Raw genomic sequence first — 20,187 nt, 5'->3', positions numbered from 1 at the left:
GTGGAACAGGTTGTAAAAAATGCAGATGAATCATAGCATTCAAAGATACGTGCTATTGCAGTGAGACCAGTCCAGACCAGTACTGCATCTGACTTCCCTCTGTGCTCACGTCGTACTTCCGGAGGAACTCGAGTTGCCCCTCGTCTCGAATGCGGAATACCGAGAGCGCGGCGGGAACAATCTCGATCGCTCCGTTGACTCTTGTCCCAAGAGGCTTCACGCTCGCGGCAACTAACAGTCGACCGGTCGGATCGCAAGAGAATGTCCGAACATGAAACGACTCCGTGTCGATGTGCTGGAGAAGAGAGGGGAGTCCCGTCTCAGAATCAATCTGATACGCAGCGATGTTGTTCTCGCCCGAAGTGAACACGCGGACGCCGTCGCACTCCACGCTGCCATCGGCGCGGTTCGCGACATAGACCCAACGCCCGCTAGGGTGCACGTGGATGGGTCCTGCAAGCTGTCGGGCGTGTATCTCCTGGGGGGCGTGGAGCGTTGGCAGGGTGCTGAGCGGCCGCGGTTCAATGAGGTTGTCTTCGATACGAAACGTGTGAAGACAATTTGTGCGTTCGTCAGACGCGTAAAGCCATTTGCCGGAAGGATGAAAGTCGATATGCCGCGGGCCAAATCCGAATCCGCGGTTGGGGGCCACTACCTCATGGGCAGTAAGCTGGCCGTCATCAAGGGTAAAGCTCCTGAGGGCCCCGGGCTCCTCCGGACGATCCTTCGTGCTGTTGTTTCCGCGGTCGATCAAGAGGGCGGCCTCGCCGGAGGGAAACGCCATGACCTGGTGTGGATAGATGCCGAAGTTGGCAGAGGTGGCTTGCCCGATCCTGGCGCCGATCGAGCCGTCGGCTTCGATGCAGTCGACCGTGACCCCCGTTTCCGGAAAATTGTGCGCGCATAGAATATATTTTCCCTTCGGGTCCACGCACATGTGAACGGCGCGGTCCGGCAGGATTCTTGGCGAACCGAGCGGTGTCAGCCGGCCATCTTCTTTCATGCGGTAAGCGGCGACATGGCTGTAGTCGGACTTGATATGAGGTCCGCTGCTACTTGTCGTCACGTAGAGAACATTCAACGAAGGGTGACGCCAGGCGTATTGCACGCGGGACATGGCCTGAATCGATTCTTGCTTGTCTAACGTCCCCGCATCCACGTTCACGCGGTACCGTGTAATGATGTCGTCTACTGCGCTATAAAGAACAACGGCTTCTCTCATGGTTACTCCTGTCGCGATGTTGGGAAACCAGCTGGCTTATCGAGGCGCCGGAGCAAACATCGGTACGGAGATGCCGGACTCTGAAAGCTTGAAGACGACGCTGACTCGTTGCCCAATCTTCACCGTGTCCAAGTCTGTATCGACAATGTTCGTCATCAGGGTGGGCCCATCGTCCAGAGTCACATAGGCGATGCAATATGGCGCGCCGGCTCCGCGACGAGTAACGCTATACGTGTAGATATGGCCTTTGCCAGTCGACTGCGACCACCTGACGTCGGCGCTCCAGCAAAACGGACAAATGGCACGCGGATAGTGGTGAACTCTGCCGCAACTGTCGCACGCCTTAACGAGAAGTTCGCCCTTGGCTGCGGCTTCGAAGTACGGTTCATCCCCAGGGTTCAGGGCTGGATCCGAGATTTTGCGATCTGCAGGGATGGTCGACATTTCTTTACTCCCGTTCCAGGATGACTGTGGCAGCGCCATGCCTGTGACCGATGGCGCCGCCGATGCCCGTAGCCAGCGCAAGCTTGCAATTCGGGACTTGCACGCTCGGATGTGCTTCACCGCGAAGCTGACGCACGGCTTCGATGATCTTTGTAATACCACCGCGGTTTGCGGGGTGGTTGTTGCAGAGACCGCCGCCGTCGGTGTTGAAAGGCAACTTCCCGGCGCCTGCAATCAAGTTCCCGTCTGCAACGAACCGTCCACCGGTGCCTTTCTCGCAGAATCCAAGATCTTCGAGCTGTAGTACGACAGTGATGGTGAAGCTGTCATAGATTGACGCGTACTGAATATCGGAGGGGCGGACGCCAGCTTCCTCAAACGCCCGGGGGCCAGTCCATGCCGCGCCGGTGTACGTGAGATCGATGTCCCCCCCCATTTGGTGCTTGGTGGTTTCTGCGCTGCCGATAACCCTGACGACCGGCCTTTTGAGTGTCCTGGCAATCTCCGGGCGTGCCACGATGATGGCGCCACCGCCATCACTGACGACGCACGAATCGAGGCGATGCAGTGGATCTGCAATGAGCGGGGAAGCAAGAACTTCGTCAACCGTTACCACGTTTCGCAGCATCGCATTCGCGTTGTGCTGGGCGTGATGAGAGGCCGCAACTTTAACCCAGGCAAGTTGCTCGCTCGTCGTGCCGTACTTGTGCATATGCAGCATTGCACACATGGCGTACAGGTTCAAGGTGACTGGGTTGTAGGGCATTTCAAATGGAGCTTCAGGCATATTTGTGCCGCGCACCCGCACCTGAGTTCCAGAAATTCCCTCCGAGTTCGGCCGACCCGCAAGCGTGATCAGCGCCACATTGCATTTGCCGGCAGCGATGGCTTCCGCCGCATGTGCCACATGAGCCAGATAGGAGCATCCGCCCATGTCGGTCGAGTCGACGTGGCGGAGCCTGTTCAGGTTCAGATAGTTGGCCATCGACCAAACATTTGCCCCTGGGGCATCCCCAGCGCAGAAGTAGCCGTCTACGTCCTCACGCGTCAGCCCCGCGTCCTCGATCGCTCCTTTCGCCACCTCTGCGTGCAGCTGCGCCACGGAATGCAAGGGCGCTTTGCGCAAGGGGTGCTCGTATGCGCCGACGATACAAGCCTTGCCTCTGACACTCATTTTTGTCCTCCTCAACACATCCTGAAAATTCGTCTTGCGGTTCCGATCAGTGGAATCTATGCTAGCCACTAGAACACATGATAGCATCGGAACTGTGGTTGTGCTGGGAGTATCCGTTCGGGTGCACATCGCAGCACCATGTGTTTTTCTGGGAGCAGTGGCCGGATTGCCGCTGGCATCAACCCGGATATCGAAGCCAAGGAGAGTAGTTGTGGAAGACGTTCAAGCAGGTCCGGCTGAATTGGTAGGCGCTGGAGTGGAGTTCAAGGTGTGGCAATGCGCCTTGTGCGGATTTATGTACGACGAATCTGTGGGTATGCCGGACGAGGGCATCCTTGCTGGCACACGCTGGGAAGACATTCCTGATGATTGGCGTTGCCCTGAATGCGCAGTCGGCAAAAGCGACTTCGAAATGGTAGAAATCTAGGAACACAGCCACGGCGATGCGCAGTCAACGGTGTGCGCATTCCTGGCCATTGGAGCGAGACCATGAGAGATGCGCCGACCTCGTTGAGATCCCTGTTCGAGAAATGGATTGGCAATGGCAACCGCGTCGCGACGCGCGTTATTCGGGGACGCCATCCGATCCAGGGAACAGGGTGCGTTGAAGTTCAGTTTGAGCGTGCGTCAGAACTGCATTCGATTTGGTTCTTCCGACATGAAGACGGTTCGTGGCGGGTCTTTCCCCCGTCTCCCGGTCGCCTGCAAGCAGCTCTCATCGCTTCAGAAGCACTCGTTTAAGCGAGCACAGATGGAACTTAGACAACTGCGCTATTTCGTCAGTGTGATCGAGCATCGAAGCATGGGGAAGGCGGCGCTCGACCTTGGCCTCGTGACATCGGCGTTGAGCCAGCAAATCAGCCGTCTGGAGGGTGAACTTTGCACACGCTTGTTGCAGAGAACGTCGACAGGTGTTGTTCCGACCGATGCCGGCCTCGCTTTCTGGCGCCAGGCCCAACTTGCACTGCGACACGCTGATGCCGCCGCAACTGCTGCCCGGCACGCTCGGCTTACCGGATACGTGAGCGTAGGACTTGCTCATAGTACTGCCGGAATTGTCGGCGTACGCTTCATGCAGGCGATGCGCAGCCGCTATCCCGACGTGAAGGTCAGAATTGTCGAAAGTCTTTCCGGCTATTTGTCGAATATGCTCAGCGCCAGGCAGATCGACTTGGCGGTGCTCTTTCGCGAGGAACCGTCACAGCGCTGGTGCAGAGTGCGGCTTCTCAACGAGAGACTGTTCTTGATTGGATTGCCAGACTTGCTCGGTATTCCCTTGGGCGAGAACGCCACCATCAATCGAGCCGCCGCCCTTACGCTGATTCTTCCAAGTGGTTCTCACGGCTTGCGATCGCTGCTTACCCGATGTTTCGAACACGCTCGAGTAGAGCCAAATGTGGTGGCGGAAGTTGACGGACTCAGTTTGCTAATGCGCGCGGTTAAAGCCGGAATGGGGGTAACAATCCAGCCTGGTTCCTTGCTGGCACCGGGCTCCCATGCGGAGTTGAGCAGTGTGCAACTCGGCGATGAAGGCGCTCAACGAGAGAACATTCTCATCAGTCTCAGTGAAGATGAGCTATCGCCCGCGGCGCTGGCAACGCGAATAGTCCTGGCGGACGTCATCCGAAGCACTGTTTCGGAAGGGCGATGGCCGGGTGCGACACTCGCCGATAGCCGGCAATCCGGGACAAGGGATGCAGCGTCTTCCTGCAGTGCCATCAATCAGGCCACGTCCGGGCAGAGTCTTCATGTTCCATGAAGAACTGTTTGCGAAGAGAGGATGGCGGGGATCCGACCTAACTCATATAGTCGGAGCCTTAAGGAGACACAGATGGTTGACGTACTGATCATAGGCGGAGGCAATGCCGCGTTGTGCGCGGCGCTGATGGCGCGGGAAGCAGGCGCATCCGTCCTGTTGCTCGAAGCATCACCGCGGGAATGGCGCGGCGGCAACTCGCAGCACACCCGAAATCTGCGGTGCATGCACGATGCGCCGCAGGATGTCCTGGTAGACGCCTACCCGGAAGACGAGTATTGGCAGGATTTGCTCAAGGTGACAGGTGGCAAGACCGATGAAAAGCTCGCTCGTCTGGTGATTCGAGCTTCATCGACCTGCCGGCCATGGATGCAAAAGCACGGCGTCCGCTTCCAGCCGCCGCTATCGGGGGCTCTTCACGTTGCACGCACGAATGCCTTCTTCATGGGGGGCGGAAAGGCCCTCGTCAATGCCTACTATCGCAGCGCGGAAGCTCTGGGCGTAGAGATCCGCTACAACACGCCAATACATGGGATCGAGCTGGATGGCACGCGCTTCGTTGCCGCTGTAGGCGAGAGCGAACGCTTCACGGCAAGGGCTTGTGTCCTTGCGGCAGGCGGATTCGAATCTAATCGCGAATGGTTACGCGACGCCTGGGGACAGAACGAAAGAGGTGAGTGGCCGGCGGACAATTTTCTCATCCGCGGGACGCGCTTCAACCAGGGCGTCCTACTGAAGCACATGATCGAAGCCGGTGCGGACTCTATCGGTGACCCCTCGCAGTCACATTGCGTGGCCATTGATGCCAGGGCACCTCTATATGACGGTGGAATCTGCACACGCATTGATTGTGTGTCACTGGGTGTCGTCGTGAACCAGAACGCGCAGCGGTTCTACGATGAAGGAGAGGACTTCTGGCCAAAAAGATACGCTATCTGGGGTCGGCTCGTCGCTCAGCAGCCAGATCAGATCGGCTATTCGATTATCGACAGCAAGGCCGTGGGACGCTTTATGCCACCGGTGTTCCCCGGGCACAAGGCGGACACGCTTGATGAGTTGGCCAAGAAGCTCGGCGTACCGGTCGATGCGTTTGTTCAGACCGTGGAGCGATACAACGCAGGCTGTCGAGTGGGGACGTTCGACCATACAGCCCTCGACGATTGCCAGACAGAGGGTGTGAACCCGCCGAAGACCCACTGGGCGCTGCCTATCGATAGGCCGCCGTATTTCGGCTACGCGCTACGACCTGGTATCACATTCACCTATCTGGGACTCAAGGTAAACGACTTGGCGCAAGTCCACTTTGATGGCAGTCCGAGCGACAACCTCTTTGTGGCGGGCGAGATGATGGCTGGCAATGTTCTGGGGCAAGGCTATACGGCCGGTGTCGGTATGTCGATCGGAACGGCATTTGGACGGATCGCAGGAACTCAGGCAGCGCGGGTTGCCACTATCAAGCGGACAGAAAGCTATGCATGACTTGGAACTTTTGGTAAAGGAGGCAGAGTCGCTAGCTGACCAATCGACCTCTGCGTCCGCGAAACTGCGTCAGATCGCGGTGTTGCCGCTTACAGACGACGAAGCCGAGGTCTCTCGCCAGATGCAGATCTGCAATGCGTGCAGGTACTGCGAAGGCTTCTGCGCAGTATTTCCGGCAATGACGCGACGTCTTGAGTTTCACAAGGCGGACGTCAACTATCTGGCGAACCTATGTCACAACTGCGGTGCCTGCTATCACGCCTGCCAGTATGCCCCTCCTCATGACTTCCGGGTCAACGTGCCCCAGGCGATGGCGCGCGTACGCCTGCAGACCTACACCGAGTACGCGTGGCCGGCCACGTTCGGCCGTCTGTATCGCAACAACGGGACAACTGTTGCTGTTGCCTTGTCCACTGGGTTGGCGCTGTTTCTGATCCTGGCGATGGTGGTAACCGAAGGATCCCTGGTTCAGGATGGTCTGGCAGCGAACTTCTACGCGATCTTCCCGCACAACCTCCTGGCCGCGCTTTTCGGTGCTGTTTTTGGATTTTCCTTGCTCGCATTGGCAATCGGGGTATCACGATTCTGGCGTGCGCTATCGGTCAATGGCCTTGGTGCCGGAGCTATTGCCGAGGCCACCTCAAACGTGCTGACGCTGAAGTATCTGGATGGCGGTCATGGGGCAGGCTGCAATGAGGCAGACGATAAGTTCACGTTGTGGAGACGACGCTTCCACCACCTCACGTTCTATGGATTCTTACTTTGCTTTGCTGCCACATCTGTCGCAACGTTGTACCACTACGCGTTCGAAATGCATGCGCCGTACCCGCTGCTAAGCGCCCCGGTTCTCCTTGGCACCGCGGGTGGCGTGGGACTGATAGTCGGGCCCTTCGGCCTCCTCTGGTTGAATCTGCATCGTGACCCGAATCGTTCAGATCTGCGACAACGGCCAATGGACATCGGGTTCATTGTGCTCCTGTTGCTCACGAGCGCATCGGGCTTGGCACTGCTTGCATTCAGGGAGTCCGGGGCTATGCCTAGCCTGCTCGCCATCCATCTCGGCATTGTCATGGCGCTCTTCGCGACACTCCCGTACGGAAAGTTCGCGCACGGAATCTTCCGCTCTGCGGCTCTGCTGAAGTCAGCGCTGGAGAAGCGTCAGGCGAACAGCCTCAAGTTGGGCAGTGAATAGTGCACGTTGATCTCTGCGACACGGCGGTTCCGCATGTCCCAAATGTGGGCTGAACGCAGCTGAAAGCAGGGCGAAAGAACAAGCAAACACGAACAGGAGACATTGCAATGAAGGTTGGATACGTAGGTCTCGGCGCGCTTGGAGGAGAACTTGCGCGACGTTTCATCGGCAAACACGATCTTTTCGTCTGGGACCTCAATGCCCAGGCGCTCGAGGTGTTCAAAGGCCTTGGCGCCAGCGTGGCTGCATCTGCCGCAGACCTCGGACGGAAATGCGACGCGGTCGTGATCTGCTTGCCACGTAGTTCCGACGTTCTGCAGCTTGTCTCGGGCCCAGAGGGACTCGCCGCCGGCTTATCGGCGGGGAAGATTGTCATCGACCAGACCAGTGGCATCCCTGCCGAGACCAGGAAAATTGCTTCGCTTCTCTCCGAAATTGGAGTGGAGATGATGGATGCCGCGGTTTCTGCAAGCCCGCAAATTGTAGCGAGTGGAAGTGCCACCCTTATGGTCGCGGGCTCGGACGGGGTCTATGAGAAGGCACGCCCGTTGCTGGACACAATGGCCGGTACCATCCATCGCTGCGGCATCCGCATTGGTGATGGCCAGGCCATGAAGATGGTGAACAACGCCATGAATGGTGCTGGTCGAATTGGCATGCTTGAGATTGTCGCCATGGGGATCAAGGCTGGGCTTCCCCTGGAGCGGATGGCTGTAGAGCTGAACGAAAGCCTCGGACGGAGTCAGGTAACGGAGAAGATGCTACCTGCGTTAGTGGAGGGAAGGGCTTCCACCCGGTTTGGACTTCCTCTGATGCTCAAGGATATTACCCAGGCAATGATGCTTGGGATGGAGGTTGAGGTACCGCTTCCGATTACGAGCATCGTGCGTGGCTTGTTGCAGGTTGGGGTCAATACCCTTGGCCAGGGCTCCCAGCTCGAAGACATGGTCGGAGTCATCGGAGACATGGCCGCCACATGTATCGGTCCGACGAGCGCGGAGAACGAGGGAGCGGGCCAGTCAGCAGAATCGGATGCCAACGCCGTGGCTCCCCTTGTGGAGGCCGCAATGTTCGCGCTGGGGCAGTTGGTTACCTATGAATGCACCGCGCTTGGTATCGCTTACGGCTTGCGGTTGCAAGACATCTCGACGGTGATCAACTCGAGTTCCGGCTGGAGTGGCGCGTCGCGTGCGCTCCTGCCCGCCCTTTTGGCCGGCGATCGTAGCCCCGTCAGACCGTTGCGTGAGGTCGCCGACAACCTGCGCAAGGCCTGTGCGCTCGGAAGTAAGGTTGGCGCCCCGATGTTCGTGGCAAATCAGGTGCGCTGCCTGTACGAACAAGCGGCGGTGGCTGCTGCCGAGAAGGCGGATGTGGCGGAAGTCGCGGGACTCGTCGAAGACGTGTCCGGTATTCGTTTCACGCAGTAGGACTTGTGGAGTCCAGCACTGCGGTAAGGAGCTACTCGAAAATGGGTGGCCAATATGAAATCTTGGAGACTACATGAAGCGCCCCATTGTGAAGGCCCTGGCCTTTTCTGGTATTGCACTGGCAATCTCCTCTGCGAGCTTCGCCGCGGACCCGTTCCCCAATCGTCCGGTGCGTATTGTTGTGAATACCGCGCCAGGCGGTCTGCTGGACTTCACCATCCGCCTTGTCGCGAAGGAGATGGGAGCCAACCTCAAGCAGTCGGTCATTGTCGAGAACCGAGCCGGTGGGGACGGCCTGATCGGTATCAACGTGACCAAGTCAGCGGCAGCCGATGGCTACACCCTCCTAGGCTCGGCGGGCACCATGGCTTTCCAGCAGGTTATTCGGGACGATCCGGGCTATGATTTGACACGTGACTTCACCGGCGTGGGCTTCGTTGGACGATCGCCATTCCTGGTCGTGGTATCGCCGGAGCAACCCGACAAATCGCTCAGGGACTTCGTCGCGCGTGCCAAGGGTCATCCGAACACGCTCTCATATGGCTCCGCGGGCGTCGGCACCGCGCCTCACTTTGCTGCCGCGCTGTTCAACCAAAAGGCCGGTCTGCAACTGCTCCATGTCCCGTACAAGGGGAACGGGCCAGCGATGCCTGATGTCATGAGTGGGCGCGTAAACATGATTTTCGACGCCTACTCGAGCAGTCGTGGCTATCTGACTGCTGGAAAGCTCAAGGCGCTGGCAGTTACCTCGACAGCGCGGATATCGGCGCTACCTAATGTTCCCACCCTCGCGGAAGAGGGCGTTCCGGGTTACAGCTACTACACGTGGATGGGTCTTGTAGCACCAACTGGCACGCCCAAGGAGGTCGTTCAGCGCCTCTCGGAGGCTCTGAAGAGCGCCTTGAGTAATAAAGCGCTGGCTGAGCGGCTGAACGGCGAGGGGGTAGAGACGCCCCAGATGACTACAGTTGAGTTCAACCAGTTTCTAGCCAAGGAAGTCAGCCAGACACGGAAACTCGTGACCGACCTCAACCTGCCGAAACAGTAAGCAATGTTCGGGCAAGATCAGACTCAAAGCAATGGGTGCGTCTGCCGTAGCGTAGCCACGGAAACAAGCAGTCCTCATCTGGGGAAAAAGAATGGATAACAGGAAGAATGCAAAAGGCATGGCGTCAGTCACCCGTAGATCACTGTTGTTGGTGGCGTTGGTGAGCATCAGTGTCCCGGCACTCGCTGACGTCTACCCTTCGAGGCCGATTCGTCTGCTGGTCGGCTTTGCCGCTGGTGGTACCACAGACGCGATCGCTCGCTTCTACGCGCAGAAGCTCGCCGTCGAACTCAAGACGCCGGTGGTGGTCGAGAACAAGCCAGGAGCTGGTCAGATCGTGGCGATCCGGTCCTTGAAGGCAGCCGCGCCTGACGGATATACGTTGTATATGGGCACAGGAAGCGCGCTATCGCAAAGTCCGGGCGTGCGCAACGACTTGCCCTACGACCCGGTCAAGGACTTCACATTTGTGGGCCTTGTTGGTACGGCGCAAGGAGTAATCATCGTCAACAACGACGTACCGGCGAAGTCGTTGCGCGACCTGGTCGCATACTCGGCCAAGCATCCCGGGCAGCTGAACTTCGGCTCTTCGGGTATTGGATCCGCTAGTCATCTGGCCGGTGAGTATATGAGCAAGGTGTCGGGAATGATGATGACGCATGTTCCGTACAAAGCAGACGCAGATATCGTCCAGGCGATGTACACCGGCTCGGTGCAAGTCGGAATTGCGCCCGTCCAAGGCGCGGTTACGGCCCTGAGCAGTGGCAAGGTTCGAGCGTTGGCAGTGACCGGCACGCGGCGCGTCAAGGCTATTCCTGATGTACCTAGCGTGTCCGAAGCCGGACTGAAGGGATTTGAAGGACTTGATCCCTATACCTACTACGGAATGATTGGACCTGCCGGATTGCCGGAAGACGTCGTGAGAAAGGTGAACGACGCAATAAATCGCATCTCCTTATCGCCGGATGTCGCCGCACAAGTGCGAGACAAGCTGTATGCGGAGCCGGGAACTAGCGCACCGCAGGCGTTTCGCAAGCAGGTCCAGGATGACATCACTCGGTGGCGTCACTTCAGTAAGTTGGTCAGTGGTGCAAGCTAAAGGTTAGGAGAGGAAATGGGAAACGAAATTGCATCTGCATTGGGCCGTACTTCTGGAGAGCGCCTGAAAGGCAAGGTCGCCGTCGTAATCGGGGCTGGCCAAAGTCCAGGAGAGGGCGTAGGCAATGGGCGCGCAGCCGCTATCAGGTTTGCACGTGAAGGCGCGCGTGTCCTGGCGGTGGATCGGAACATCGAGTCCGCACAAGAGACCGCATCAATCATTCTTGCGGAAGGCCTCGAATGCGTAGCTGCTTCCGCAGACGTGACGCGAGAGGAAGATCTTGCGAGAGTGATGACTGATGCAGCGCAACGGTGGGGCTCCCTGGACGTACTTCATAACAACGTCGGCGTCAGCATTGCGGGCGGAGACAGAGATCTGATGGAGATCACAGAGGAAGGTTTCGACAACATCTGCCGGATCAACCTCCGAGGCACCGTGTTCGCATGCAAGCACGCAGTGGCAATCATGCGTGTGCAGCGGTCTGGCGTAATTGTCAACGTATCATCTTCCGCCGCAGTAGGAAAGTATCCCTACGTCGCTTACAAAGCCTCTAAAGCGGGCGTTATTGCATTCACAGAGCAGTTGGCCCTCCAGAATGCACCTTTCGGCATCCGAGCAAACTGCGTGCTGCCCGGGCTCATCGCCACGCCGATGGCAGTCGATACGCGCGTGAAGGAATGGGGGCAATCGCGAGAGCAGGTCACTGCGGAACGAAATGCAAAGGTGCCCCTCGGCCGGCAGGGTACAGGCTGGGACGTTGCGAATGCGGCGCTGTTCCTGGCTTCCGACGAAGCCAACTTCATTACCGGAGTGTCGCTTCTCGTGGACGGTGGAAGAATCCTGAATCGCATCTAGGCGACGCAGCCAGACCCGGGCCGTTTCAACGGACGTTACCAATGCCTTGAGAGGCGGCCTCGCTCCTCAGGGCGGGCGTCCCATTTTTTTGCCATTTGAAAAAATGGAACTCATGCCGATGTTCGAAACAGAGCCGCCCGGCGGGACGCAAAAGTACCGAATCGACATTGTGAGTAGAAAAACCCAAGAGGAGGAGACATGAAAAGTAAGGCGATTGTATGGTTCGCCGGTGTGGCATCGGTTTGCGCCGGAAGCGCATATGGGCAATCCAGCGTCACGCTATATGGCGTAGTGGACACCGGGATAGAGTATGCGAATCACCAAACGGAGGGCAACAATAGCGTCGTCCGCATGACGCCGGGCAATATGGCTGGCTCCCGTTGGGGGCTGCGCGGCACTGAAGATCTGGGTGGCGGATTGAAATCCCTCTTTGTACTAGAAAGTGGATTTGAGTCTGACACTGGGCGCGCGTCGCAGAACAGCCGACTGTTTGGTCGATCAGCATACGTGGGGTTGCAGAGCGGATGGGGTGTGCTGACCCTGGGTCGTCAGACCAATGCGCTCTACGACATCTTCGGCACCGTGGACCCGATGTGGATCGCATCAAAGTATTCCATTCTGGTGCAGGACGCTGCCTTCTCCGCTAGAGCTGACAACACGGTGAAGTATGTGGGCATATTCGGGGGCCTGAAAGCGAACGCAATGTATAGCTTCGGCGCTGACAGCACTCGAGACAATGCGAGCGAAGTGCCAGGAAGTCCGAAGATTGGCCGGGAGATCGGAGGAAGTCTGACGTACACGGGCCAGAACTGGGAGGTGACGGCCGCATATGACCAGATCAACACCGGTACTCGAACCACTACGCCGGACGCCACCACCCGCCGTGCTGTAGTTGGCGGCAATTTCGCTATTGGGAATGCCACGCTCTTCGCTGGCTACCGTTGGGCCAAAGCGCTAGACGGCGCACTCCTACCGGGCGCGCGGGCCGGATCGAATCAACGCTCGAACCTATACTGGACCGGCGTCAGATACCAGGTAACCCAACCGCTAAACGTCGTCGCCGCAGCGTATTACCAAGATTTTTCTGGAGCCAGTGCCGACCCTTGGTTCTTCGTGCTCTCCAGCGACTATGCATTCTCTAAGCGTACCGACGTCTACCTAAACGTTGGTTACACGAAGAACAAGAACGGCTCGACACTTGGCCTGGGAAGCTTCGGAACGGTGGCCAACAGCGCTAACCAATTCGGCGCAGTTGCAGGCATTCGACACAAGTTCTAGCGCCTGAAGCGACGGTGCAGAAGGCTCGTGTAGACCGATGGTGACACGAGCCTAAAGGTGCACAAAGGGACCGGGGCAGCACGAAGCGAAGTGCTATCTCGGCGCGTCGAACAGGTGCGCGTTGAACCGGCCCTTGCTTAAGCGACGAATCTTCACGCTGGCGAACACCCCGGCGGAGTTGTAAGGCTCGCTCCGGATGAATTCCTCTGCCTGTTGATAGGTGTCGATGTTAAGCAGGAAAACGCTTCCTACGAACGCATTGCCGAGTTCATCCAGTTGCGGTCCCGGGATCCTGTCGTTCCAATCATTCAAGTAGTTCCGATGAGTAGCCTGAAGCTCTTTACGAAGCTCCGCCGACCCCTCTCGATCGCAGCAAAACACGATGCAAAGCATAAAGTCTCCTGATGAAGAATTCCTCTGTGACTGACTGCGCGCATGGGCGCCATTCCGACCTTGTGCGTCGCGCACGAAAGTTTCGGTGATTGGAACCCGAATTGTACAACGGAACCAATGTAGAGTATTGTGAAGGTAGTCGGCAAGCCAGGCTCGAAGGCGTTGTGAAGTGGACGGACGCGACAACCAGCAGCCTTGGCCTTGCGCGGGGCGGATGTCCGTCTAAGAGTTCGAGTGTCCATTCAGTTAGAGGAAGGTATGAAGACGTTTGATAGGTTTTACATCGGGGGAGAGTGGGTTGAGCCTGTAGGAACCCGCAGCTTTGAACTGGTCAACCCGGCCACTGAGATTCCGTTCGCGAACGTGCGGCTTGGCGAAGTTGAAGACGTTGATCGAGCAGTAACCGCTGCACGGAAAGCTTTTGAATCTTTCAGTGTGACAACCAAGGCCGAACGGATTGCCCTGCTTGAACGGATCGTCGAAGCCTTCGCGGCGAGGCAGACCGACCTCATGAGTGCGATCTCCGAGGAGATGGGAGCTCCGCTTTCCCTTGCTGGTCAAACGACCACGGCCCTCCAGGCCTTTAAGCAGGCCGTGATTACGCTTCGCGAGTACGACTTCGAGAGCCGTATGGGCGACAACGTGATCCTGCGAGAGCCAATTGGTGTGTGTGCTTTGATTACAGCCTGGAACTGGCCTCTCCAACTACTGTGCGGGAAGCTTGCTTCCGCAATCGCCGCTGGCTGCACGGTAGTGGTAAAACCAAGTGAATACACGCCCATTGACGCGTTGCTGCTTGGGGAGGTATTGGCGGCCGCGGGGGTACCGGCCGGCGTCGTAAACATCATTAACGGCGATGGTCCGACAGTCGGAGATGCACTGAGCCGACATCCGGACGTAGACATGATTTCATTCACCGGCTCGACGAGAGCGGGGATTCTGGTAGCTCAGTCAGCCGCAGATACCGTCAAGCGCGTTTGCCAGGAACTCGGCGGGAAGTCTGCAAATATCGTTCTTGAGGACGCAGACCTCGAGGCAGCCGCTCGGTATAACGTCACCCGAGGGTTCTCGAATACGGGCCAGTCCTGCCATTCGCCCACTCGCATCCTGATCCACGAGAGCCAAGCCGAGCAGTTTATTGGCCTACTGCAACGCGAGGCGCAGAAGGTACGGGTAGGCGATCCGCGAAGTCCAGACACGACAGTTGGCCCCGTAGTGAATCGGCCGCAGTTTGAGCGAGTGCAAAGCTACATCGAACGCGGAATCGAAGAAGGAGCGCGATTGGTATGTGGAGGCCTTGGCCGACCTGGCAACCTGGATCGCGGCTACTTCATCCAGCCGACAATCTTCGCCGATGTTCGAGCAGACATGACCATCGCGCAGGAGGAGATCTTCGGCCCGGTGTTGTCGTTGATTACCTACCGTACAGAAGACGAGGCCGTCGCCATCGCGAATGGAACGAAGTACGGACTGGGCGGGTACATCTTCTCCTCGGACGCCGGACGTGCGCGCAAGCTTGCCGCGCGTATGCGGGCGGGGCGCATCTTCTATAACGGAGCTGCGTCTAACTACGTTGCCCCAATGGGCGGTTACCGTCAGTCAGGCAACGGAAGAGAGGTGGGTGTATTTGGCTTGGAGGAGTATCTGGAAACGAAGGCCCTCCTGGGCTTCAATCCAGGCGACTAAACGCAATTTGATTCCAGGTGGTCTCCTTTGCGCAGGAAGCCGGCTCTTTCCTGGCCGCTCTTGCGCACTTTTTACCGTGCACATTGACGACCGGAAACGACAAGACTCAACGACGCCCCGGTAGACCTCTAAGCCTGCCTCCGCACGCGCGTAACGTTTCGGTATGCGAATTCAATACAGCAGGACTGATTCCGCTGAACGTTTACGCCAAAGGTAACAAACCGGTAGGTAAAGACCAAATTTAGATGAACCCAAACGTCCACGACAGGGTGGGAAACGATTGAACCACCGAACGATGGTTGGGAAGATTAAATCGAGAACTAGGAGGAGGCACGTGGCAAAGAATATTTGGCGGCAGCTATGTCTTGCTGGCATCTGTTTGTCGGCATTTGGAGCGGCAGCCGATCCAGGAAGCGCACCGACTCGCATCGTCGTCGCATCGGCACCCGGCGGAAATATCGATGTCCTTGCTCGAATCCTGGCTGAGAAGCTCGGAGTCAGGCAAAAGCGGACATACATCGTAGAGAACCGTCCAGGAGCCGGTGGAAACATCGCGACCGCACAGGTCGCCCAGGCGAATCCGGACGGACGCACGCTGCTTATCGTCTCCACTAGTCACACCAGTAACGTTCACGTCTACAAGAAGGTCGGCTACGACCCGATCAAAGACTTCACGCCAATCGCGAAGCTGGCTGAATCGGCATTTGTGGTCGCGGTCCCGTCGGATTCCAGCATCACAAGTCTCGAGGACCTCGAGAAGGTGGCAAAGGCCCGTCCTGGCTCGCTCAACTATGGGTCTTCAGGCATCGGACAGGGCAATCACTTGGGAATGGAGATGTTGAAGAATCGGCTGGGTGTGAAGATTACTCACGTTCCGTTTACCACAGCAAATGCCCTCGTGACCGCATTGATGGGGAAGCAAGTCGATGTTGCCATGCTCACTCTGCCTGGAGCGTTCATGGGTGTGAAAGCGGGAAAGATTCGTCTTCTGGCTGTAACCAGCCAGAAGCGCGTGGAACGACTTGCCAATATTCCAACGGTCGAAGAGAAGATCGGGGGCGACTTCGTCATGACGAGTTGGCAAGGCCTCGTTGCACCCGCGGGCCTTCCGGCAAAAGAGGCCGCCGAACTAAGTCAACAGGCCGCGAGCGTGATGGCCCTGCCGGAGGTCGTCGATGCGCTCGACAAGATCGCACTTACACCCCAGGTCACAACCCCGGAAGCGTTTCAACAGTTCCTTGTGAAAGAGACGCGGCGTTGGGGTGACGTCGCCAAGCAAAGCAACATCAAGATGGATTGAAGATGAAGAACGCTACTCTCTCTCGCCGATATGGTGAGTTCATCGCTTCAACGCAGTATGACGAAATCCCCGCTGAAGCGGCTGAATACGGGAAGATGCTGATCGCCAGTACTTTAGCCAGTTCCGCTCTCGGATCGACGCTCCAATCGAGCAAGATCGTTCGAACCCTGGAAGTCACGCGAGGAGGCTCTCCGGAGTCGACTGTTTGGTTTGGAGGCTGGGAGTCGGTGCCGGCCGTGGCCGCTGCACGCCTGAACGCTCTTATGAGCGATGCGGCTGCTTCGGATGACAGCGATCTCAGGAACATTGTCCACAGTGGGACCCAGGCGTGTGCTGCGGCGCTCGCCGTCGGAGAAAAGGTCGGTGCGTCCGGAGCGGAGGTAGTTGCCGCAGTAGTTATCGGCTATGAAGTTGCCGGCAACATCAACACTGCCATGATTGGAGGCCTGCAGCGAAAAGGCTTTCACGGGTGCGTAGTGGCAACGTTTGCAGCGGCGGCAGCTGCAGCTCGACTGCTGGGGCTCGACGCAGACGCCGCGGCCCATGCACTCGCATTGGCGGCAACCTCAATGGGCGGCTTGCACGCCGCGGCGGCAACCAGCTTAGCGAGGGAGTACCACGCGGGGAATGCAGCAATGATGGGCGTGAACGGCGCTCTAGCCGCTCAGCTGGGATACACCGCCGAGCTCGCCACGTTCGAGATGAAGCGCGGCTTCTTCGAAACACTGGGCGTCACCCAGCAAGCCGAGGAGGTGATCAGTCAGCTCGGGGAGAAATGGTGCATCCTGACCGAACTAGGCATCAAGCTAGTTCCTGGTGGGTCGCCATTTCACGCCGTTGCCGAAGCTGCCGCCAATGCGGCGCGCCGAGGGGACCTGGATGTCGTGGACATTCGCAAGATCGAGTTTACCCTTCCCGATTATCCTTTCCCGGGGCCAAAGCATCCAACCGACCTCATCGGGATCGCGCACAGCCCGTTCTATTTCGCGGCTGCAGGCGCAGCGGATCGTGACTACAGCTGGGAGCACGCATTCCCAGAGAAGATTCAGGACCCCAGGATCCGCTCCTTGTTCGATAAGGTCTTCCGCGTAGATACAGAGGTCGCGGATAAGGCCAACTACAAGAGCGGCGCAATTGTTCGCATCGAGACTGTCGGTGGACAGCTTATCGAAGAACATGTCCGGTATCCGAAGGGTGCCGCTTTGCGTGGAATCACCTGGCTAGAAATTGAAAGCAAGTACAGGAGCCTGATGCCGTATGGCGGCGTCGGAGAGCAGCAGATCTCAGCGTCCATCGAAGTGATACGTGCAATGGAGAATCTCCTGGACGTGCGGAGACTTATCGGCACTCTTTGGCCTGGGAAATCGTAGCCGACGCGCATTCTGCAAAAAAATACACAGGAGATAAGATGACCAACGTTAAAAAAATAAGGCAGGTTACCCTATTCGCGGCAACGCTTTCTGCAATTCCCATCGCCCACGCGGCTGAGCCCTATCCCTCACGACCCATCAAAGTGGTCGTCCCTGTATCTGCGGGTGGGTGGGGCGATATCACGACGCGGATTATTGCCCAGCGACTGGGCCAGGAAATCGGTCAGCCCGTAGTGGTGGAGAACCGGCCTGGCGGGGGCGGGTTGGTGGGTATCCGCTATACGAAATCGGAGTCTGCGGACGGGTACACCTTGATGTCGACGGGAGGGACGCTACCCATCCAAAGCGCTCTCTCACGCGAGACTGGCATTGATGCCATGAAGGACTTTGTCTCGGTAGGTTCAATGGTCCGTTCGCCAGCTGTGGTTGTGGCGGGCGCAGGAACCGAGTACAAGACCATGGCTGACGTATTCAAGAGTGCAAAGGCCAGCCGTGGCGCGATCAGTTATGCATCGGCCGGGGTTGGAACGACCACGCATATTGCGGCGGAGATGATGCTGAAGCAGGCGGGCGTACAGATGCTTCACATTCCGTACAAAGGAAACGGGGCTGCCATGCCGGATGTGATTGCGGGGCGCGTGAGCTTCATGGTCGATGCGTACGGAAGCAGTTCGTCCAATCTCGCGGGTGGAAAATTGCGGGCGCTCGCGGTCACATCGCAGGATCGTCTGAAGCTTCTTCCCAACGTGCCAACCGTGGCGGAGCAAGGCTTGCCGGGCTTTAGTTACTACTATTGGCTCGGCCTCTTTGCGCCGGCCGGCACGCCGCGCGATGTGGTCGAGAAAGTGTCGGCGGCCCTGGAGAAGACCATGAAAGATCCGCAGGTGACAGAGAGGCTTCAATCGGATGGTACAGAGCCGTACTTTAAGAACCCCGCGGAATTCACATCCTTCGTTCGTAAGGAAGTGGCGGACACGACGGCTCTGGTCGAGAAGTTGAACATTCAAAAGCAATGACCCTAGGAAGTCCTCGGCGGCTCGTAGCGTGGCGCTAGGGACTGGCGTCGGATGAAAGGGAGAGAGTGTTGCAAATATCCAGTCAAACAGTGCGTCCGATCGACCCAGAGGCAAGCAAGGCGATCGCAGCATCGATGCTTTCATTGTGCAGCCTGATGACACTCGAAGTCATCGCAATGGGCCTGAAGGCGGGGCTTGCGTTGTCTCCGATGCTTGATGCAATCAACGGAAGCAGCGGGCGTAGTCGATTTACGGAACAGCGACTTGCGGCACTCGCGGACCATCGTCCTGGATTCGAGGGCCCGTTGCTATCAGAACTCTCCGACGGCATTCGACGAGCAATCCAACTCTCCGAGCAATGTGGCGTTTCTCTGCCTCTGGCATCCGTGGCCCGCGGCTTACTGGATGTGGGCATGAACGTCTATGGTGGAGATTCTCGCCTGGGCAGCATGCTGTCTCTTATAGGCTCAATGGCGGGTGTAAGCGACGACGCATATAGACACACACCGCAATCGCCGCTTCCTCAAAGCAGGGTGGGTGCACAAAAGCCGACTATTGGCTACGTGGGTCTGGGCGCAATGGGCTCTGCCTTGGCGCGTAGAGTCCGTACGGCTGCAGACAGGCTTCTCGTGTTCGATGTGGTCCAGGATCGGGTGGCTGAGCAAGTACGGGATGGAGCTATGGCTGCAACGGACATGCCCTCCCTCGCGCGTGAGAGTGACATCATCATGCTTTGTGTCCCGACGTCAGCCCATGTTCGGGAGGTGCTGTTGGGCGAGAAAGGGATGCTGAGGGGCCTGTCACCCGGCAAAGTGGTGATCGATCAGACAACTGGAAGTCCCTCGGATGCCCGCTCGATATCGCAGGCGCTCAACCAACTGGGAGTCGGGTTCGTCGATGCTCCGGTCGCAGGGGGGCCTGCCAGTGCGGACAACGGAACTCTTCTTGCGCTCTGCGGAGGGTCCCAAGAAGACTATCAGAAGGTCTATGGCCTTCTCCAAACTATGGGCCGCAGCATCTACTTCGGTCCGACCGGTAGCGGACAAACGGCGAAACTTGTGAAGAACGCAACTGGCGCTTGTAATCGGTTCATCTGCTACGAAAGTATCGATTTGGCCCGGCGCCTGGGCCTGGGTCTGGCGGACCTCCTGGAACAGACGAAGGACACGGACGCGTGGACCGCGGCACTCCAGAGAATCGCGGAGGCCGAACGCACGGGGGTGCCAACTGCCATCATTACGTCGAAACTGTTCTATAAGGACTTGCGTCTTGTTTCGGAGCTAGCGGCGTCGTTCGGGGCTCCGATGCTTATTGCAAATGCGGTTAGGAGCCGAGTTGAGGCTCTCATTAAAGAGATCGGCCCAGACTCGAACATCGATGAACTTGGCCGGGCATATGGGCTGTCTCGGAAGTGACTGACATTCCAGTGTCGGCCTCGGTGCCCGTCG

General features: G+C 57.9%; 18 protein-coding genes. 14 read left to right on the top strand and 4 right to left on the bottom strand.

From position 1 onward, the window contains the following. Nucleotides 1–52 precede the first annotated feature (52 nt). Genes AC1DKV_RS26160 through AC1DKV_RS26150 form a run of 3 tightly spaced genes read right to left on the bottom strand, consistent with a single transcriptional unit; the run spans nt 53 to nt 2,840 of the window. Nucleotides 53–1,222 carry a lactonase family protein gene (locus AC1DKV_RS26160; RefSeq protein WP_441620770.1) on the bottom strand — a complete coding sequence of 390 codons (1,170 nt, stop codon included), beginning with the start codon at nt 1,220–1,222 and terminating at the stop codon, nt 53–55. Between the two features lie 36 nt (nt 1,223–1,258). Beyond that, entirely contained in the window at nt 1,259–1,666 is a 408-nt protein-coding gene (locus AC1DKV_RS26155) for a Zn-ribbon domain-containing OB-fold protein (RefSeq protein WP_441620768.1), read from the bottom strand. A gap of 4 nt (nt 1,667–1,670) precedes the next feature. Further along, a complete protein-coding gene (locus tag AC1DKV_RS26150) occupies nt 1,671–2,840 on the bottom strand; it encodes a thiolase domain-containing protein (RefSeq protein ID WP_441620766.1) in 1,170 nt (389 codons plus the stop codon). Nucleotides 2,841–3,051: 211 nt separating this feature from the next. Between AC1DKV_RS26150 and AC1DKV_RS26145 the strand changes: the two genes are divergently transcribed. The 9 genes from AC1DKV_RS26145 to AC1DKV_RS26105 all read left to right on the top strand — a co-directional run bounded on the left by AC1DKV_RS26145 (nt 3,052) and on the right by AC1DKV_RS26105 (nt 12,974). Continuing rightward, entirely contained in the window at nt 3,052–3,267 is a 216-nt protein-coding gene (locus AC1DKV_RS26145) for a rubredoxin (protein ID WP_441620764.1), read from the top strand. A 324-nt stretch (nt 3,268–3,591) separates the two neighbouring features. Further along, entirely contained in the window at nt 3,592–4,599 is a 1,008-nt protein-coding gene (locus AC1DKV_RS26140) for a LysR family transcriptional regulator (RefSeq protein ID WP_477138318.1), read from the top strand. Between the two features lie 72 nt (nt 4,600–4,671). Further along, nucleotides 4,672–6,075 carry an FAD-dependent tricarballylate dehydrogenase TcuA gene (gene tcuA, locus AC1DKV_RS26135; RefSeq protein ID WP_441620760.1) on the top strand — a complete coding sequence of 468 codons (1,404 nt, stop codon included), beginning with the start codon at nt 4,672–4,674 and terminating at the stop codon, nt 6,073–6,075. Beyond that, on the top strand, nt 6,068–7,267 hold the full coding sequence (gene tcuB, locus AC1DKV_RS26130; protein WP_441620758.1) for a tricarballylate utilization 4Fe-4S protein TcuB: 1,200 nt from the start codon (nt 6,068–6,070) through the stop codon (nt 7,265–7,267). Before tcuA ends, tcuB begins: the two co-directional genes overlap by 8 nt. Before the next feature lie 107 nt (nt 7,268–7,374). After that, nucleotides 7,375–8,694 (top strand): NAD-binding protein, encoded by a 1,320-nt coding sequence (locus AC1DKV_RS26125; protein WP_441620756.1) that lies wholly within the window; start codon nt 7,375–7,377, stop codon nt 8,692–8,694. Nucleotides 8,695–8,767: 73 nt separating this feature from the next. After that, a complete protein-coding gene (locus AC1DKV_RS26120) occupies nt 8,768–9,742 on the top strand; it encodes a Bug family tripartite tricarboxylate transporter substrate binding protein (RefSeq protein WP_441620754.1) in 975 nt (324 codons plus the stop codon). Nucleotides 9,743–9,833: 91 nt separating this feature from the next. Then, the gene (locus tag AC1DKV_RS26115) at nt 9,834–10,841 is read left to right on the top strand and encodes a Bug family tripartite tricarboxylate transporter substrate binding protein (RefSeq protein WP_441620752.1); all 1,008 of its coding nucleotides are present in this window, start codon (nt 9,834–9,836) and stop codon (nt 10,839–10,841) included. 15 nt (nt 10,842–10,856) lie between these two features. Continuing rightward, nucleotides 10,857–11,696: an SDR family NAD(P)-dependent oxidoreductase gene (locus AC1DKV_RS26110; RefSeq protein ID WP_441620750.1), complete on the top strand. Its 840-nt coding sequence runs from the start codon at nt 10,857–10,859 to the stop codon at nt 11,694–11,696. 198 nt (nt 11,697–11,894) lie between these two features. Beyond that, complete coding sequence (locus AC1DKV_RS26105; protein ID WP_441620748.1) at nt 11,895–12,974, top strand: porin; 1,080 nt, start codon at nt 11,895–11,897, stop codon at nt 12,972–12,974. 93 nt (nt 12,975–13,067) lie between these two features. On the opposite strand, the gene AC1DKV_RS26100 is transcribed toward AC1DKV_RS26105, so the two are convergent. After that, on the bottom strand, nt 13,068–13,367 hold the full coding sequence (locus tag AC1DKV_RS26100; protein ID WP_441620746.1) for a YciI family protein: 300 nt from the start codon (nt 13,365–13,367) through the stop codon (nt 13,068–13,070). A 258-nt stretch (nt 13,368–13,625) separates the two neighbouring features. On the opposite strand from AC1DKV_RS26100, the gene AC1DKV_RS26095 reads away from it, so the two are divergent. The 5 genes from AC1DKV_RS26095 to AC1DKV_RS26075 all read left to right on the top strand — a co-directional run bounded on the left by AC1DKV_RS26095 (nt 13,626) and on the right by AC1DKV_RS26075 (nt 20,154). Then, complete coding sequence (locus tag AC1DKV_RS26095) at nt 13,626–15,053, top strand: aldehyde dehydrogenase family protein (RefSeq protein ID WP_441620744.1); 1,428 nt, start codon at nt 13,626–13,628, stop codon at nt 15,051–15,053. A gap of 334 nt (nt 15,054–15,387) precedes the next feature. Then, nucleotides 15,388–16,353 (top strand): Bug family tripartite tricarboxylate transporter substrate binding protein, encoded by a 966-nt coding sequence (locus AC1DKV_RS26090; RefSeq protein ID WP_441620742.1) that lies wholly within the window; start codon nt 15,388–15,390, stop codon nt 16,351–16,353. 2 nt (nt 16,354–16,355) lie between these two features. Further along, nucleotides 16,356–17,723, top strand: coding sequence for an MmgE/PrpD family protein (locus AC1DKV_RS26085; RefSeq protein ID WP_441620741.1), 1,368 nt, complete (start codon nt 16,356–16,358; stop codon nt 17,721–17,723). Nucleotides 17,724–17,761: 38 nt separating this feature from the next. Further along, the gene (locus AC1DKV_RS26080; protein WP_441620739.1) at nt 17,762–18,739 is read left to right on the top strand and encodes a Bug family tripartite tricarboxylate transporter substrate binding protein; all 978 of its coding nucleotides are present in this window, start codon (nt 17,762–17,764) and stop codon (nt 18,737–18,739) included. Between the two features lie 68 nt (nt 18,740–18,807). After that, entirely contained in the window at nt 18,808–20,154 is a 1,347-nt protein-coding gene (locus AC1DKV_RS26075) for an NAD(P)-binding domain-containing protein (protein WP_441620737.1), read from the top strand. Nucleotides 20,155–20,187 lie beyond the last annotated feature (33 nt).

The organism is Cupriavidus sp. 05T41, from assembly GCF_056396525.1.
This window is presented reverse-complemented; position numbering and strand designations above follow the sequence as displayed.